This is a genomic window from Halovivax gelatinilyticus (assembly GCF_024300625.1).
In the GTDB taxonomy this organism is placed as follows: Archaea; Halobacteriota; Halobacteria; order Halobacteriales; family Natrialbaceae; genus Halovivax; species Halovivax gelatinilyticus.
In genome coordinates this window covers 3,183,698-3,199,859 of the sequence record NZ_CP101322.1, presented here as the reverse complement: position 1 = coordinate 3,199,859, position 16,162 = coordinate 3,183,698, and the positions used below count along the sequence as shown (strand labels likewise).

Here is a 16,162-nt window from a genome sequence, read left to right as displayed (position 1 = left end):
ATACACAGCGCTGTTACTGTCCGTTCGACAGAACGGTCGAGGATATCACCCGCAGCATCGATTCAATCTTCGGTCAGGGGTACTCGCGATCGCGGTCGACGGTCGGTCGATCGAATCGACTATGTACGCTGGTATCCGATCCTCCGTTCGACTATGCACGTCATCGTCAACGCCGCGATGAGTGCTGACGGGAAACTCTCGACCAGAGAGCGCGTCCAGCACGCGATCAGCGGACCCGACGATTTCGAGCGCGTCGATCGGTTGCGAACCGAGTGTGACGCCGTGGTCGTCGGCGTCGGAACGGTTCTCGCGGACGATCCGTCGCTGACCGTTAAATCATCGACGCGACGGGACGAACGCGTCGAAACCGGTCAGCCGGCCAACCCGGCCCGCGTCGTCGCCGACTCGCGAGCTCGGACACCAACCGACGCGTCCGTCGTGAACGACGACGCCGAAACCTACCTGCTCGTGAGCGAGAACGCACCGGCCGACCGCCGGGCGGAACTCGCCTCGAACGACGCCAGGCTCGTGACCGCCGGCGCGGAACGCGTCGATCTCCTCGTGGCGTTCGCCGCGCTACAGGAGGCGGGACTCGAGACGGTTCTGGTCGAAGGGGGCGGAGAACTGATATTCTCGCTGTTCGAGTGCGGTCTCGTCGACGAACTGTACACCTTCGTGGGCCCGACAGTGATCGGTGGGCGGGACGCGCCGACGCTGGCTGACGGCGACGGGTTCGTCGACTCGTTCCCCGAACTATCGCTCGATCGCGTCGAGGAGCTGGACGAAGGCGTACTGATACGGTGGACGCTAAGGCGATGAACGAGACGAGTCACGCGGAGATTCGAACCATCGCCCGATCGTACTTCGAGGATGCCCAGCCCGCACACGACTGGAATCACGTCGTCCGGGTCAAACGGCTCGCCGAGACGCTCCTCGAAGATCGTGACGACGCCTGTGAGACGGTCGTCGAACTCGCGGTGTACCTCCACGACATCGGACGGACGCGGGAAGCGGCCGGCTCAATCGAAGACCACGCGACCTGGGGAGCGACCGAAGCGAGGTCGATACTCGCTAGGTACGACCCCGCCACCGTCGATGCCGTCTGTCACTGCATCCGCGCTCACCGCTACTCGAACGACGTCGACCCTGAGACGCCCGAAGCGAAGCTCGTTAGCGACGCGGACAATCTCGACGCGATCGGTGCCATCGGAATCGCCCGCGCGATCGCTCACGGGAGTGAGTACGGACAACCGATTCACGACCCCGTGTACGTCGACCGGAACGCTCGCGCCGTGTCTACCGACTCGACGGTGGCTCACGTGGAGTCGAAACTCCTCTCGCTTCGCGATCGGATGTACACCGACGCCGGTCGCGAACTCGCCGAACGGCGACACGCCTACGTCGAGGAGTTCCTCGAACGACTCGCACGCGAGACCGGCGAATCAGTGTAACCCGTACACCCAGTCCTCAATCGAGACTATCACCACAGAATCACGTCATCGTTCGCCCCTTCCGAGAGGGATATACGCATCAGGGTCCGAACCGGAGCAACGCGGAATCATCACCCCGCGATGATGGAACCCAGTCGCCGGCCGTGAACCGGTATCGAACCCGGCCCAGAAAGATTCACCGTCTACAGAAACTCAGTGACTGTATCACCGTTCACAGACGTCCTGTGAACGCAACATCGTTCCCGGAAACTCAGTGGAAGAGGCGCCGTCCCTAGATGCCCAGTGAACCACCCGCTTCGAACGACACGCCAACCCGCGACCGGTCGGACGAACCGTCGGTTGATTCGGCCGAACGAGCGCCGGCCGTCCGCGGATCGGATCCAATCACGTTCGATCGAGCGGGCGTTCGTGCCGGGTTTCTTACCTGCCTCCCAGTTGCGCTCGGCGTGGCCGGCTACGGCGTCGCGTTCGGAATGCTCGCGCGCCAAGCAGGATTGAGCGTCACCGAGGCCGCGCTGATGAGTGCAACGGTCCTCGCGGGGGCGTCCCAGATCGTCGCCGTCGAACTCTGGGCCGATCCGATCCCCATCGGAACGATCCTCGCGGCGACGATCGCGATCAACCTCCGGTACTCGATCATGGGCGCGGCACTCGCACCGTGGTTCGACCGCCTGGACCCGAAGAAAGCGTACGGAAGTTTGTACTTCATGGCCGACGAGAACTGGGCGCTAACGATGGCCGACCTCAAGTCGGGCAGCGGGCGGGGAGCGTTTCTCGTCGGGAGCGGCGTTGCGATCTGGCTGTTCTGGGTCGCCTCGACCGTCGTCGGTGCGATCGCCGGAGGGGCGATCGGGAATCCCGCCAGCGTGGGCCTGGATTTCGTACTCGCGGCGGTCTTCGTCGCACTCGCTGTCGAGCTGTGGGAGGGGCGATCGAGCCTCCGCCCCTGGCTGGTCGCGCTGTTCGTCTCGGTGGGTACCGCCTCGATCCTGCCCGGTCAGTGGTACATCATCTGTGGCGGACTCGCCGCCGCCGTCGTCGAGGTGATCAGATACGATGGCTGAAATGACGTTCGGGTTGGATCCGGTCGTCGTCGCCGTCATCCTCGCCATGGCGCTAGCGACGGTGGCGACGAAGGTGGGCGGGCTGTGGATTCTGAGTCGAATCGAAGTAGGGGCGCGCCTCGAAGCTGGTCTCACCGTCCTCCCCGGGGCGATAGTCGTGGCCATCCTCGGACCGGAACTCGTCTCCGGTGGACCGGCCGAGTGGCTAGCCGCGGGTGTCGTCCTCGTCGTCGCCTGGAAAACCGAGAACATCCTGCTCGCGCTGACCGTCGGCGTCGTCTCCGTGGTAGCGTTTCGATCGATCCTGTAACGCCAGGCCGAGCCGACACAGACGCCGAATTTCAGCGCATTTATACAGATCCGCGACCCGGTGGCGTACATGTCACTCGCCGCGGAAACGCGCGACGCCGTCGACGAGTTTCCGTTTCTGGTCGACGCGCTGCGTGCCGACATCTGCAACTACACCGCTGTAGCCAGGTTTCTGGACATCGACGGAGAGGTCGACGCCGTTTCGACGGCGCTCCGGCGCTACGCGGCGGAACTGCCGGAGATCCACCTGACGAGTCGGGACGTTCGCGTCACCATGCAAAGCGGAATCGAAACCATCGAGGACCCCGACGACGCCCTCGTTCGGGTCGGAGACCAGTGTCTCGGCACCGGTAGCGGCGATAGCACGGCGATCCTCGCGACCGGCGACGTCGACGCCGCGTCGTTCGGTTCCGTGCTCGACGGCTGTCGACTCGCCGACGTCGCGGTGTCCGCAGCCGCGTTTATCGAGGGCTCGAGTTCGGTCGTGGTCGTCGACCGACGCGACGGCGCGAACGCACTACGAGTGACCGAACGGGCGTTCGACTCCGTGACCGATCGTCCTGACTAAGCCCGGATCCACGAAAGCCCCGTCCCCGCAGCTTCCAGCTCGATACGGCTTGCATCCAACGCTTTATCTGTCACCCGCGGCTATCTCCACGCGATGACCCTGCACGTGACGAACACGTTGACGGGTGAGACGGAACCGTTCGAGCCACGGGACCCCGACGCGGTTTCCCTCTATTACTGTGGCCTGACGGTGTCCGATCCGCCCCACCTCGGCCACGCCCGGTCGTGGGTACACGTCGACGTCATGGCTCGCTGGCTGACCCACCTCGGATACGACGTTCGACACGTCGAGAACTTCACCGACGTCAACGAGAAGATCGTCGCTCGCGTCGGCGAAGACGACCTCGGCGACTCCGAAGCCGAAGTCGCCCGTAGCTACGTCGGCCAGACGATAGCCGCCATGCGTTCGTTGAATCTGAAACGAGCCGACGTCTACCCCCGCGTCTCCGAACACGTCCCGCACATCGTCGACCTGATCGAGACGCTCGTCGAGAACGGGTACGCCTACGAGTCGAACGGCTCGGTCTACTTCGACGTGACGACGTTCGACGAGTACGGCCGACTGTCGAATCAATCGATCGACGAAATCGAATCGCAGGGCGACGAGACGGAGCGATCTGAAAAGCGCCACCCGGCCGATTTCGCCCTCTGGAAAGCCGACGGCGTCTCGCCCGGGGCGATCGACGAACACCGCCACGAAGGGGCCGCACCCGCGTCCGAGGCCTGCGAAACTGCACAGACCTGGGACTCGCCGTGGGGCGAGGGCCGACCTGGCTGGCACATCGAGTGCTCGGCGATGAGTATGACCCACCTCGGCGAAACGATCGACATCCACGTCGGCGGCCGTGACCTCGTCTTTCCCCACCACGAAAACGAGATCGCCCAGTCAGAAGCCGCGACCGGCGAGCGATTCGCGCGCTACTGGCTCCACTGCGAACTCTTCGAACTCGACGAAGAGAAGATGTCCTCGAGCCTCGGCAACTTCGTCACCGTCTCCGAGGCGATCGACGAGTGGGGCGCGAACGTCGTCCGGACGTTTCTCACCGCGGGCTCGTACAATAGCAAACAGGTCTACCGCGAGTCGGCGATCGACGAGGCGACGGCGCGCTGGGAGCGACTTTCCAGGGCGTACGAGTCGGCGGTCGAGGTTCTCGACTCGCCGGACGCCCAATCGACCGTCACCGACGACGAGCTGGTGACGTCCGTCGAGCAGTCGACGGCGGCCTTCACCGAGGCGATGAACGACGACTTCGACACGCGTAATGCACAGACCGCATTGCTCGAACTCGCGAGCGCGATCAACCGACACGTTGATTCCGACGGGCCGTTCGACTACCGAGGTCTAAAGCGTGCGGTCGACACACTCACGACATACGGTACGGTTCTCGGTCTCTCGTTTACGGGTGAGACGGCCGGAGACGTCACCATTGCGGACGACCTCGTCGAACTGCTCCTGGACGTTCGCGAGCGCGAACGAGAGGCCGGAAATTACGAGCGAGCGGACGAGCTCAGAGATGAACTCCTGGCGCTGGGCGTCGACGTTCAGGACGGCACCGACGGAACCGACTACCGCTTGCCGTAACCATCGGGTGGATTAAGATGTGCAGAGATTCGCCATCTCAGCCCGTGGCGTCGCCGTAAGACCGCCAATTAGAGGCCGAGTGCGGTCGTAATCGAGATTCCACTCGCCAGTGCGCCGAGCAGGTACCCGGAAATCGCACCCCCATTCAACAGTGGGAGACCCGCGTGCGGTCGGCCCTGCAAGACCATGTACATAAGGACGACCAGTCCTGAGATGGTTCCGAGTATCGCCCCGAGCGCCGGGACGGTGAGCGCGATTAGTGGAACGTCGATCGCTGGCGCCTCGAGGAACGAAACGGCGCTAGCGACGAGAATCGTCGGGATCACGGCGTCGCCCAGGCCGATGAACAACGCGTCTCGCGCTCGCTTCTCGTCTTCGTGTGGCTCGGCGGATCGATCCGTCGGAGACGTACCACCGTTTCCGGTGGCCGATTCCGTCTCGGAATCATCCGCCATCGGTTCCCCACTCGTCGGCTCCGGATCGTCGAGCGGGCCGTCGTCGTCCAGGTACGAGTACGAGAGCGACGTCGGAACGACGAAGACGACCGGGATTTTCAGGTCGAGCGCCCCGTCGGCCAGCGAGAGCATATGTTCGGTCCGGTAGACGCTGATGGCGTCGTAGACGGCGAGGACGACGAGAAAGACGAGCGCCGGCAGGAGCCCGAAGCTGATTCCAAACAGGGCGGCCGCTCCGGCGGCCATGAGGAGGCCAGCGGCGTCGATGACGTACCACTCTGGATAGGCCAGTAACCCCGCGCCGAGGACGGCTGCGGCGGCCACCGGCAGGACGGACAGTCCATCGACGACGAGGAGGTCGGGGAACAGTTCCGCGAACACGAACCAGGAGAGCATGACGCTCACGCCGACGATCAGCCACCGGATGAAGCGCTCGGCGTCGTACTTGAACGCCGCGAGCATCACCGCCGTCGCGACGAGGATGACGCCGAAGAAGACGGCACTATTCGTCGGATCGTCCGGATTATCGACGGCGGGCCCGTGGGATTGTTCGAACGGTTCGACCAGTGCTAACGCGCCGAGCTGTACGCCGAGAAAGATCGAGACAACAGCGAAAACGGCGAGCAGCGTCCGGGTTCGATCGTTCATCGCGCCCACCTTTGGGCGGGGGTCCTATCTGTGTTCTGTTCTCCGAACGGACGTGCTACCTCACGTAGAGACGGTCTCCGACGAGTCGGGGCGGGTGGACGGACGCGTCGGGCGTGACGGCGAAGTAGGGTGCATCGACGGGGCCGAACACGTCGACGATTCGACCGACCTCCGACAGCGTATCGTCGACGAGTACGTCGCCGATCTCGACGTTCTCGCCGCGACAGACGAGCAATCCCTGCGCCGTCTCGACGACGGTTCCAGCTCGGCGCATCACTCGCGCATGGCCGACACGTACGCCGCGACGGCCTGAACGAGATCGTTCTTGGTCGAATCCTCGGCCCCCCGAACGACCACCCGGCCGCGAGAACGCCACGGTTCGCGAGAGTAGGCTTTCTCCCGTTCGATCATCGCATCGTATCCGACCTGCTGTACCGCCTGTGCGATCTCGTCTATCGTCGGCTCATCGACGGCGAGATCGCGAGGAACCCGTCGACCCTCGCCCCGTGTCCGGTCTGCGTCTAGATACGCCGGCCAGATGACGTTTTCGACCATGACCATCACTCGGTGGGCCAACGAGTAAATTCTTCGCAAACGAATCGAACCTCGCCAGATCGAAGCGTCGAAGGTTAGAGGCGACGTCGACCGAAAGCGACAATTGCGAGAAGTGCGATAACTGCCGCGGCGATACCGAATCCGGGGATGACCTCGTCGGACGACGAGTCGTCACTCACATCGTCATCGCCCGCGCTGCCGTTATCGGTCTCGTCGTCACCGTCGGCTGCATCAGTTGATTCCTGGGTTCGCGTTACCTCCGCGTAGGTGTCCTCGTGGACCGTCGACGCAATCGTTTCGATCGAATCGACGACCTGCGGCCCGGGTTGAGACATCTGGTTGCTATCCACTTCGACGAACTGGTCTGTGTCCCACGCCGTGGTCGCTTCGGTCGCGGTCATCTCCGGCGGCCCATCGAGATAGTCACCGTAGATGAGCCACTCGGGATCCTCGGCGATGACGACCTCCTCGCTTATCTCCTCCCACCCGTCGATGTCAGCCCGTTCGGCGATGTTCTCGACACCGGCTCGCTCGAGTATCTCGTGCTGGAACGTACCGACACCGGCGGTCGTTAGATCGCCTTCGCCCATGACGTAGTACGCGAGCGGTCGCTCGTCACTCTGTGCGACGACCTCGTCGATGACGTCCAGTCGTTCGTTCATCTCGGCGACGGACGCATCGGCCGCATCGCACTCGTTCGTGAGGACGCCCGCGAGACGGACGTTCTCCTGGACGGCCTCGAGTGTTTCGGCCGAATCGTAAACGTAGACGGTCTGGTCTGCCTCACGTAGCTGTTCGACGAATCCGTCGACGAATAATACGGTGTTCGCGGCGATAACGACGTCCGCGTCGAGGTCGATTATCGTCTCTGCGACCGGCGTAATCTCGTCGTCTTCGGAGATGTCGGTGACGTCGTCCGTGACGTCTAAGTGATCGGTGTACTGACCGACCGGCATTCCAACGAGCGAGGTTCCGACCTCGAGTTCGGCCATCAGTTGGACGTCACTGGCCTGGGTCGCAACCACCGTTTCCGGCGGGTCAGAAAGCGTCACGTCCGTTCCGGTCACGTCGGTCATCGTTACCGGATACGAACACTCGGGCTGTGAACTCACGGACTGTGCATCGGTAGACGGTGCCACGGCGGCCGTTCCCGGGGCCGCCACGACGACGGATACGAGTAGGGCCACCAGTAGGATCGTTCGAGTTCGCATCGGTGGAAGCTCGCCACCAATTCAATAAATACTTGTCTAATGCAAACGAGGTTGCGAACAATGGTTGAACGGCGGCGCGTGATCTGCTGGTCCGCTGGCCTCACGGTGGTCCTCGTCGCGAGCATCATCGCGAGCGCTGCGATCGGTCCCGTCCGGATCGACCCGCTCGCCGTCTCGAAGGCGATGTTGAACACCGTTCAGGTACCGACGGGCCTCAGTTTCAACAGTTCGTCGCTCCCGTACGTCGGCCGATCGATGCCGACACCCTCACCCGAATTCAGACCGCTCTTCGGATTCGACGTACACGGTCCCCACCAATCTATCGTCTCGGACGTACGACTGCCCCGGATTTTGCTGGCGGCCGTCGTCGGCTTCGCCCTCGCAATCGCCGGCGCAGTGATGCAGGGGTTCTTTAGAAATCCCCTCGCAGATCCCTCGATCATCGGCGTCTCGTCCGGCGCGGCAGTCGGCGCCGTCGCGATGATCGCCTTTCCAGGACTCATTCCGCTCGCTGGTATGCACGTCGCGGCGTTTGCCGGGGCATTGATCACGGCCTTTCTCGTCTACGCCATCGCGACCGACGGCGGCAAAACCCCGGTCGCGACCCTGTTGCTCGCTGGCGTCGCCGTCCAGGCGTTTCTCGGGGCGATGATCTCGTTTCTCGTCCTACACAGCGGCGACGGGCTTCGACAGGCCGTCCTCTGGATGATGGGTCGGCTCGCCGAATCGAACTGGGGTGACGTCGGTTTCGCCGCACCGTTCGTCGTTCTCGGATCGGCGGTCCTCCTCGCGTACACGCGCGAACTGAACGTTCTCTTACTCGGCGAGGAGGACGCACATCACCTGGGAATCGAGGTAGAACGGACGAAACTCATCCTGCTCGCAGTCGCGAGCATCGTCACCGCAGCCGGCGTGGCGGTCGCTGGCATCATCGGATTCGTCGGATTGGTTGTCCCCCACATGATGCGACTCGTCGTCGGCCCCGATCACCGAATCTTACTTCCGACCAGCGCGCTCGCCGGCGCGTCGTTTCTCGTGATTACGGATACCATCGCCAGATCTGGACCGATCGTGGTTCCGGTCGGTATCGTTACGGCGGCGCTCGGCGCCCCGTTCTTTCTGTTTTTGCTCCTCAGACGAGAGGTGCATTCGCTGTGATTACGATCGATCAGGTGACGGTCGCGTTCGGAACGCGGCCGGTGCTCGAGTCGATCTCGACATCGATCGACCCCGGCGGATTCGTCGGTCTCGTCGGACCAAACGGTGCGGGAAAAACCACCCTCTTGCGCGCGATAAGTGGTGTCAAAGAGCCTGATAGTGGCTCCGTGTTCGTCGACGGAATCGACGTGTCCGCCTGTTCGTCGCGCGAAAGCAGTCGGCTCGTCTCTGTCGTCCCACAGGACACGTCACTATCGTTTTCGTTTTCCGTCCGTCACCTCGTCGAAATGGGGCGAACGCCGTACCGATCGCGGTTTTCCCCACCGACAGTCGAAGACCGTCAACTCGTCGACCAGGCGCTAGAACGAACACAGACGAAACACCTCGCGACCCGCAACGTCGACGAACTAAGCGGTGGCGAACGACAACGTGTCGTTCTGGCCAGAGCGCTCGCTCAGGATACACCGGTTATTCTTCTGGACGAACCCACCGCCAATCTGGACGTCAATCACCAAGTCGAAGTGCTGGGGCTCGCACAGTCGCTCGTCGACAGTGGAAAGACGGTCGTCGCCGCAATTCACGACCTCGATCTCGCCGCGCGCTTCTGTGACGAGCTCATCGTTCTGGCGGGTGGCGACATCCTCGAGCGTGGGCCGCCGTCGGACGTACTGGATACCGAGGTACTCGAACGGGCCTACGGAACGGCCGGTTCGATCTCGATCAATCCGGTAACGTGGACGCCAGCCGTAACGGCGATCTCGAACGATGACCGCGAAGTGAACGTACCAGGGCGCATCCACGTCGTCGGGACGGGAGACGCTGCCGCACGGATGGTTTCGACCATTCACGGTGCCGGGTCCACCTGTACGATCGGTCCTGTACCGCGCGGAGACGCCGCGGCCGTCACCGCTGAACATCTCGGTATCGATACCATCTCGGTCGATCCGTTTTCGTCGATCACCGAACGAACGCGATCACGCCTCGAATCGATCACTGGCGATGCCGACGTAACCGTTCTCGTCCCTGGGGGCCCACTAGACGAACATCCCGAGGTATGGAATTCAATTCGCACACCTCACACCGTCTACGTCGACACGAATGACGAGGGAGATAGATCACCCGCGCTGGACCGGCTCCGGGCGCGGTCCATCGAAACGACACCGAAATCGATTCGAGCCGGGCTTTCCACCGCTGTATCCGATCACCCAACTCCGCGTGGACCGCTGGTCCAGGACGACTAAGGACTGCCAATTCGCTGATCCGAACCCGTGCGAACCTTATTTGTGTCAATATGGGGTACAGAATGTCCAGAATCGGACAGTCCCAGATTATATAGCACTATAAGATTTATCAGTCCGGCACCCACCATCAACAATTGATTTGTGTTTGACATAGAGATCCCACAGAACAATTTCACACACCAAAATCAGACGAGTAACGGTACCTCGACGATCGATTCAAGATCAAATCTCCAGTTCAATCCGATACAATGACTACTGGACTGGCTTCACTCCATGACGTGAACAACGGTTGGTAATGCGACACCAACTGAGCGGGCGTATGCGGAGACCGATACGAACAAATGAACCAGGCGGTCGAGCTCACAACCTCACAATCGGCAGTGGCTCGTTGGGCCTATCGCCGAACAACTGCTATGTCTCAGAAACAGAACGACGGCCACGGACACTGGGCAGACATGACCCGCAAGAAGAAGTAAACGAATCGGGGTTGGGAAGTGGGAACGTCAGTTGGGGCCCATTCCTGGATGTAATCACGACGAAGAGAATCACCGGTCATAGCGCAGTTGGCTCTCGACTTCGACGACGAAACCATTGTGGTGAGTTGGCGACCTTCGTTCGAAATTGATGACTCAGTGAATCTACTCATGACCGCCTATGTCCTGACTAAAACATCTCCAGGATTGCTCAAATGGGAGAAGAGAGTTGTTAGGAAAGTAACCTAGATTTTGGATGTTGCTTTTCACCCCATGTACCCCAGGGGTGACGTGCCGAATAGGCAATTGTAGAATTGGCGATCGAGAACGAGACGAAACGGGACGAGCGAGTCACTCATCTTTTATTTTGAAATGAAGACCCCGAACTACAGGGTAAAGTCCCTGCATAACAAATAATAATCACAGATTAGGCTTTAGAGGGTGATAGATACCAAAATAAGAGTCTTTATTTGGATATATGGGATAGATTCATGAGTGTCCAGGCAGATGGACTCTCTATGAGCGTTGACGATCGGGTTGCCGTGAAGACGTACGTCCCTCAGTATCAGAAACAAGAGTGGGAACGAGACGCGTCGGCGATGGAGATGAGTACCAGCGAATTCGTCCGAACAATGGTACAGGCCGGTCGATCCGATATAATCCTCGGAACACACAGAGAGCAACCATCGAACGCCGAATCGGATGGATCATCCGATACTGACGTGGCGACGACGCCCGTATCGAATCATCCGAACGAGTTCAAACACCGCGTCCAGGACGTCCTCCGACGCTACGACGTTCTCGACTGGGACGAACTCGTCGACGCTCTCGTCGACGACGTCGAAGACGACCTAGATGATGCCTTACAGGAGCTGCAAGCCGAGAACGCGGTGATGTACAGCGGTCGAAGCGGCGGCTACACCCTGATCGACGATGAGTAAGGCGACGACAGATCCGATCGAGTACTTCCTCGAAGACGTCACACACCACGGTCGAAACGTCCGAACGCACGACGCGTATCGACGCGTTCTCACGGAGTACGAGGCGTTTCTTCAGGATCATCGAGACGTAACGCCGCTGACTGCGGACTACCGCGACTGTATGGCCTGGATTCACGAGATACGGACCCAACACGCAGACAGCACGATCGCGACGTACGCCTCGTATCTGAACCGATTTTACTCGTATCTCGAACGCGTCGGTCGCCACGACGACAACCCAATGGCCCTCGTCGTCGAGGAGATGGACGAATCGATCGAGACGAATCCATCGCGGCGAGATATCTCGATCGAATCGATGCGTGCGTTCGTAACCGGCGTTCGACATCCGCTACACCGCGCCATCATCGTTGCGCTACTGAAAACCGGCGTTCGTTCTGGTGAACTCTGTAATCTGGATATGAAAGATGTTCAGCTCGATTCGGTAGATACCGGGTATACGCTACGAGCTCAACTCGAAAATAAGTCGAACGCCCTCTACATTTCGCCGACGCACACGTTCGGTGAACGAAGCGGTGGGGTCGTCCGAACAGCATCGAACAAGCGGAAACGGGAGACGATCATCCCTATCGACCCCGAACTCGAGTTTGAATTGCGCCGCTGGCTAGCGATTAGACCGGATACGAATTCCCCCGCGGAACCGGTATTCGTGGGTACAGCCGATAGATGGGGCGAGCGACTTACGCCCGATCACATACACCACATCGTCACGGAGTACGCCACTGAGGCGGGTTGGTACCGACGAGGCGGTGGGGCGAGCGAGAACGTCACACCACACTACTTCAGACACTTTTTTACGACGCACCTCCGGGACCGAACTGGAGATCGAGGCATCGTCAAGTACCTTCGTGGGGACGTCGCCGACGATATAATCGACACCTACACCCACGATTGGGGTGACCGAATCCGGGGCACCTATCTGGACCACATCTATCGGATTACGTAGGGTATCGATCGGTTCACTCGTGCCCAGTATCGGATGGGTCGCCCGGTATGATCCAGTACCAGGCCGTACACCTCCGTAAATTGGTTTCGACGAGGGATCCCTTACGAACAACCAGATGACGATCGGTCCCGATCGTGCCGATCGACCTCTGTGCCATCATTCAGGAAGCGACGGAAAATATAGAGACACGTTCGTGGTGAGAGTTGGGTCCGATGTGATGGATTGGTCCAATCTCTTGGAACGTTGTGCTCAATGGATCTGCGAGTATCGATAGCGGCCCAAGCTGGTGAGCGGCGTGATCGGAGTAGATCACGGACGGTTTGAAATCCACTCGATAGCTGCCATCAGTTTCACCACAAGACGCTAAAACGGTTCAAACCGGACGCATTGGAACTCTCTAAGCTGTTTCGAGATCCGTTGTACCGAGTTCCTCGGCCAGCAGCGTCAGCGAATATCCTGGGGCACCGCCTTACTCGGCACAGTGGGTATGGAAAGCCCATTACTATCATTCTATTGACTCCAAGCCCCGCTTTATTGAAATATTTTCGATATTATGCCGGACGGGTAGCCAACACATAAATCGTATTTTGCTATATCAAACGGGGTTGGCCGAACGCGGTCAGTATGATTCCGATCTGACAGCACATCGGGTGATACCAAGGAAATCCGAGCAGGTAGGTCGTTAGGGCGCAGCCAAGATGGGCTTTTAAGTATCAATGTCAGACTGACGGAAACAGGGCTGTGAAAATCAACGGCACCTGGTCAACAGGAAACGTCAGCGATTACTCCGAAAACATCGAACCAAGCTGAGCGCGCCACTCGACGATGTCGGACACGTCTGTACGAACGGATTCGAGATCCGATTCGAGCTCCTCGACGGAGGTGTCCAGTTCCTCGATGTCGTCGGTAACGGATTCGATGTCGGATGTGACCGAGCCGACATCGGATTCGACGGCCGATACCGTCGTTTCGAGCGAGCTGAGATCCTCATCAAGTCCGTCCGCTTTCCCGTCTAGTTCACCAACAGACGATTCGATCGTCTCCGTTAGTTCCGCCAGTGAATCGAGACGCGATTCGACCGTGTCGATCGACGTCGTATTCTCAGACACCGATGACTCAAGGGCCGACATCGTATCGGTGAGCGAATCGACGGACTGTTCGACCGAATCGACTGACGAACTGGATTTTTCGAGTTCCGACTCGAGGGCATCGATATCGGATCGTATACTTTCTAACTCCGACGTCACCCGTTCGATTACCTGCGCACCTGTACCCTCCTCTTCGAGGAACGTTTCGAGTGCATTCGAATAGGCCGCTACCTCTTCGACCCGATTCTGTAGGTGTTCGACCTTTACGGCCGAAATCGGCTCACTGGTTGGTTCGAGTGCATCCCGGATCGTCTGGAGGTCGTCTGTGTCAATTTCCTCAGACCGAATCGCCGTAGCCAGTGAGGAAGCGACCTCGGTCGGAGTGAGCGACTCGGTCGACTCCCCAGACGGCGAAGGATCGGGATCTGCCACACCCGATGTCTCGTCCGATTCTCCATCATCAGTATCATCATCGGCCTCATCAGACGGTTGAGATTCGGGTTCGGAGACCGACGAATCGTCGAACTCGACGGTCGTTTCGTCCGACGGATCTGAAGAGTCCGTTTTTACGTCCTCGTCACCGCCTCGTTGATTAGCAACGCGTTCTGCTGCCGCGTCGATGTCGAGTTCAATCGACTGGTCGTCGGACGACGATTCATCCGACTCATCTGAATCTAACCCGGGAAGTTCCTCGGAATCGTCCGACAGTATCGACTTGACTACCTCATTTCGATCCTCGGGAATTACCTCCTCTAACGCGTCTGGATCGGCCTCGGTGGTCGATGCAGACTTCGTGTCGACCTCATCGATCGTCGGTTCGGTGAGAAACGGTTCCGGATCGAAGTCGTCGTCGATACGAATCCCGTAGACGGTCACCAACGACGAGTCGGGATCAACCGTTCCTTCGAACTCGACGCGATGATTCTGAAAGGCCGTCCACTGGTCGCTATGGTACTCCGGATGGAACCCGACTGCGTCCATCGGGAACGATTCCGGAATCGTTTCCCCCAATCGAACGACGACGGGTTCATCGTGTGAGGAGTCGATCTCGAATCGGATTGCAGGGACGGGAAATTCATCAGGTGCAAATCGCTTCGTCACACGAACACCCGACTCTTCGACCGTCACCACGCCGTCAGTATCAGCGCTCGAACTCATTAAACAACGATTAGGTGACGGCAACCATAAAAGAAACGGGCGGCCGACAATCAGGTTCGGATTCGTGATGATAGATCGGTTGTCGGAAACTCAGATACCGAACGAACCTACGAAGTTAGATCGAGAGGTGGTCTCCAATTGAGAGGATTGTGAGTCGATTCGGATATTGAAACGACGAACCATGGTGACGGAGCGACGTCGGGTCAGCCGTCATGCCTCGCCACATATCCCAGTGGGAAGGAATAAGCTGATCGAGCTGAAGCGACGCCGCGGCTTCGATGATTTGATTCTCGTCGTTGTACCACCGAGTTCGTTTTCGGTTCCCGGTTTGCTTGTCGGGTATCATCCCAACCGTGCCGAACGCGAGGATGCCGAAATCGATGTCGTACTCTGATCCGATCCGTTCGAATTCAGCTGCCGGTCGTGTGTCACCACCGTGAAAGATGGTCACCCCATCGTACTCGAGGAGATAGCTCACCGGCTCCTGGGCGTCAGGATCGTTAGCAGATTCGACCGAAATGGTGAATCCACCAACCTCGAACGTGTCTCCCACCGAGACCTCGGTAAACTGGGACCGTTCGACGCTCCAGTGATCAGTCCAGCGTTCGTCTGACAGCGCGACGTCGATGCTCGAACTGGGAGCGAAGAACGATGCCCCAGTTTGGGCCAATATCGGAGCCTGGCTCGGTCCGTGGACGTGATCCGTGTGTTCGTGCGTAGCCAGCACCGCGTCCATCTCCCCGAAGTCCGAGGGATCGAACGGAACCGGAATCATACGAACGGTTCGCGGGGGATCACCGAGACCAACGTACGGGTCGATGGTGAGCGTCGTCCCGTCAGCACCTTTCAGGACGAACCCGTTACACCCCAGATACCACAACGAGACCGTCTCGGGGTCGGCGGACTCGATTTCTCGAACGAGCCAATCGCCCCAATCGCTTTCACTCATACCGAACTCTGCGACAAACGGGTGGGTAAATGTTACGTCTCGGGCGCAAACCGAACGTTTGCGCTGTCGTTCGGAAGACGCAAAGCGTCTTCCGTGATGACGAGACGCCTTCGGCGTCTCGAACCACGTGCGCGACTCCGCGCGCCCTCGGCAAAATCTTCAAAAGAGCCGCAGGCTCTTTTGGACAACGAGGGAACGCCATTCCCTCGAGCAGTCGGTGCGAAGCGCCGACGACCTCGCGGGATCTTCGATCCCGCTTAGCTTCGATGAAAAGCACTCCCCTCCCCTACGGATCGGTCGTCGGCCCGC

The 16,162-nt window shown here is 59.8% G+C and carries 15 protein-coding genes and 1 pseudogene; 10 read left to right on the top strand and 6 right to left on the bottom strand.

Annotation, left to right across the window (positions count from 1 at the left end):
- Positions 1 to 153 precede the first annotated feature (153 nt).
- The 6 genes from NKH31_RS15220 to cysS all read left to right on the top strand — a co-directional run bounded on the left by NKH31_RS15220 (position 154) and on the right by cysS (position 4,973).
- Complete coding sequence (locus NKH31_RS15220; RefSeq protein ID WP_254862643.1) at positions 154 to 819, top strand: 2,5-diamino-6-(ribosylamino)-4(3H)-pyrimidinone 5'-phosphate reductase; 666 nt, start codon at positions 154 to 156, stop codon at positions 817 to 819.
- Entirely contained in the window at positions 816 to 1,451 is a 636-nt protein-coding gene (locus tag NKH31_RS15215; RefSeq protein ID WP_254862642.1) for an HD domain-containing protein, read from the top strand. Before NKH31_RS15220 ends, NKH31_RS15215 begins: the two co-directional genes overlap by 4 nt.
- 275 nt (positions 1,452 to 1,726) lie before the next feature.
- Positions 1,727 to 2,515, top strand: a complete 789-nt coding sequence (locus tag NKH31_RS15210; RefSeq protein ID WP_254862641.1) for an AzlC family ABC transporter permease — start codon at positions 1,727 to 1,729, stop codon at positions 2,513 to 2,515.
- Complete coding sequence (locus tag NKH31_RS15205) at positions 2,508 to 2,825, top strand: AzlD family protein (RefSeq protein ID WP_254862640.1); 318 nt, start codon at positions 2,508 to 2,510, stop codon at positions 2,823 to 2,825. Before NKH31_RS15210 ends, NKH31_RS15205 begins: the two co-directional genes overlap by 8 nt.
- 69 nt (positions 2,826 to 2,894) lie before the next feature.
- Entirely contained in the window at positions 2,895 to 3,392 is a 498-nt protein-coding gene (locus NKH31_RS15200; RefSeq protein ID WP_254862639.1) for a DUF7523 family protein, read from the top strand.
- A gap of 93 nt (positions 3,393 to 3,485) precedes the next feature.
- Positions 3,486 to 4,973, top strand: a complete 1,488-nt coding sequence (gene cysS, locus NKH31_RS15195) for a cysteine--tRNA ligase (RefSeq protein ID WP_254862638.1) — start codon at positions 3,486 to 3,488, stop codon at positions 4,971 to 4,973.
- A 68-nt stretch (positions 4,974 to 5,041) separates the two neighbouring features.
- On the opposite strand, the gene NKH31_RS15190 is transcribed toward cysS, so the two are convergent.
- The 4 genes from NKH31_RS15190 to NKH31_RS15175 all read right to left on the bottom strand — a co-directional run bounded on the left by NKH31_RS15190 (position 5,042) and on the right by NKH31_RS15175 (position 7,842).
- Positions 5,042 to 6,076: a presenilin family intramembrane aspartyl protease PSH gene (locus NKH31_RS15190; protein WP_254862637.1), complete on the bottom strand. Its 1,035-nt coding sequence runs from the start codon at positions 6,074 to 6,076 to the stop codon at positions 5,042 to 5,044.
- A gap of 55 nt (positions 6,077 to 6,131) precedes the next feature.
- Positions 6,132 to 6,350 (bottom strand): H/ACA ribonucleoprotein complex subunit GAR1, encoded by a 219-nt coding sequence (locus NKH31_RS15185; RefSeq protein ID WP_254862636.1) that lies wholly within the window; start codon positions 6,348 to 6,350, stop codon positions 6,132 to 6,134.
- Entirely contained in the window at positions 6,350 to 6,631 is a 282-nt protein-coding gene (gene srp19, locus NKH31_RS15180; RefSeq protein WP_254862635.1) for a signal recognition particle subunit SRP19, read from the bottom strand. Before srp19 ends, NKH31_RS15185 begins: the two co-directional genes overlap by 1 nt.
- 74 nt (positions 6,632 to 6,705) lie before the next feature.
- Entirely contained in the window at positions 6,706 to 7,842 is a 1,137-nt protein-coding gene (locus NKH31_RS15175) for a PGF-CTERM-anchored ABC transporter substrate-binding protein (RefSeq protein ID WP_254862634.1), read from the bottom strand.
- Positions 7,843 to 7,902: 60 nt separating this feature from the next.
- Here NKH31_RS15175 and btuC point away from each other — a divergent pair, with 60 nt between their 5' ends.
- The 4 genes and pseudogenes from btuC (at position 7,903) to NKH31_RS15155 (ending at position 12,658) form a co-directional block, all read left to right on the top strand.
- The gene (btuC, locus tag NKH31_RS15170) at positions 7,903 to 9,000 is read left to right on the top strand and encodes a vitamin B12 ABC transporter permease BtuC (RefSeq protein ID WP_254862633.1); all 1,098 of its coding nucleotides are present in this window, start codon (positions 7,903 to 7,905) and stop codon (positions 8,998 to 9,000) included.
- 56 nt (positions 9,001 to 9,056) lie between these two features.
- Positions 9,057 to 10,241: pseudogene (locus NKH31_RS15165) on the top strand (ATP-binding cassette domain-containing protein); the annotation flags it as partial.
- Positions 10,242 to 11,232: 991 nt separating this feature from the next.
- Positions 11,233 to 11,655 carry a DUF5805 domain-containing protein gene (locus NKH31_RS15160; protein WP_254862631.1) on the top strand — a complete coding sequence of 141 codons (423 nt, stop codon included), beginning with the start codon at positions 11,233 to 11,235 and terminating at the stop codon, positions 11,653 to 11,655.
- Positions 11,648 to 12,658 (top strand): tyrosine-type recombinase/integrase, encoded by a 1,011-nt coding sequence (locus NKH31_RS15155; RefSeq protein WP_254862630.1) that lies wholly within the window; start codon positions 11,648 to 11,650, stop codon positions 12,656 to 12,658. Before NKH31_RS15160 ends, NKH31_RS15155 begins: the two co-directional genes overlap by 8 nt.
- Before the next feature lie 782 nt (positions 12,659 to 13,440).
- Here NKH31_RS15155 and NKH31_RS15150 read toward each other — a convergent pair.
- Positions 13,441 to 14,904, bottom strand: a complete 1,464-nt coding sequence (locus tag NKH31_RS15150) for a coiled-coil domain-containing protein (RefSeq protein ID WP_254862629.1) — start codon at positions 14,902 to 14,904, stop codon at positions 13,441 to 13,443.
- A 115-nt stretch (positions 14,905 to 15,019) separates the two neighbouring features.
- A complete protein-coding gene (locus tag NKH31_RS15145) occupies positions 15,020 to 15,853 on the bottom strand; it encodes an MBL fold metallo-hydrolase (RefSeq protein ID WP_254862628.1) in 834 nt (277 codons plus the stop codon).
- Positions 15,854 to 16,162: the final 309 nt, after the last annotated feature.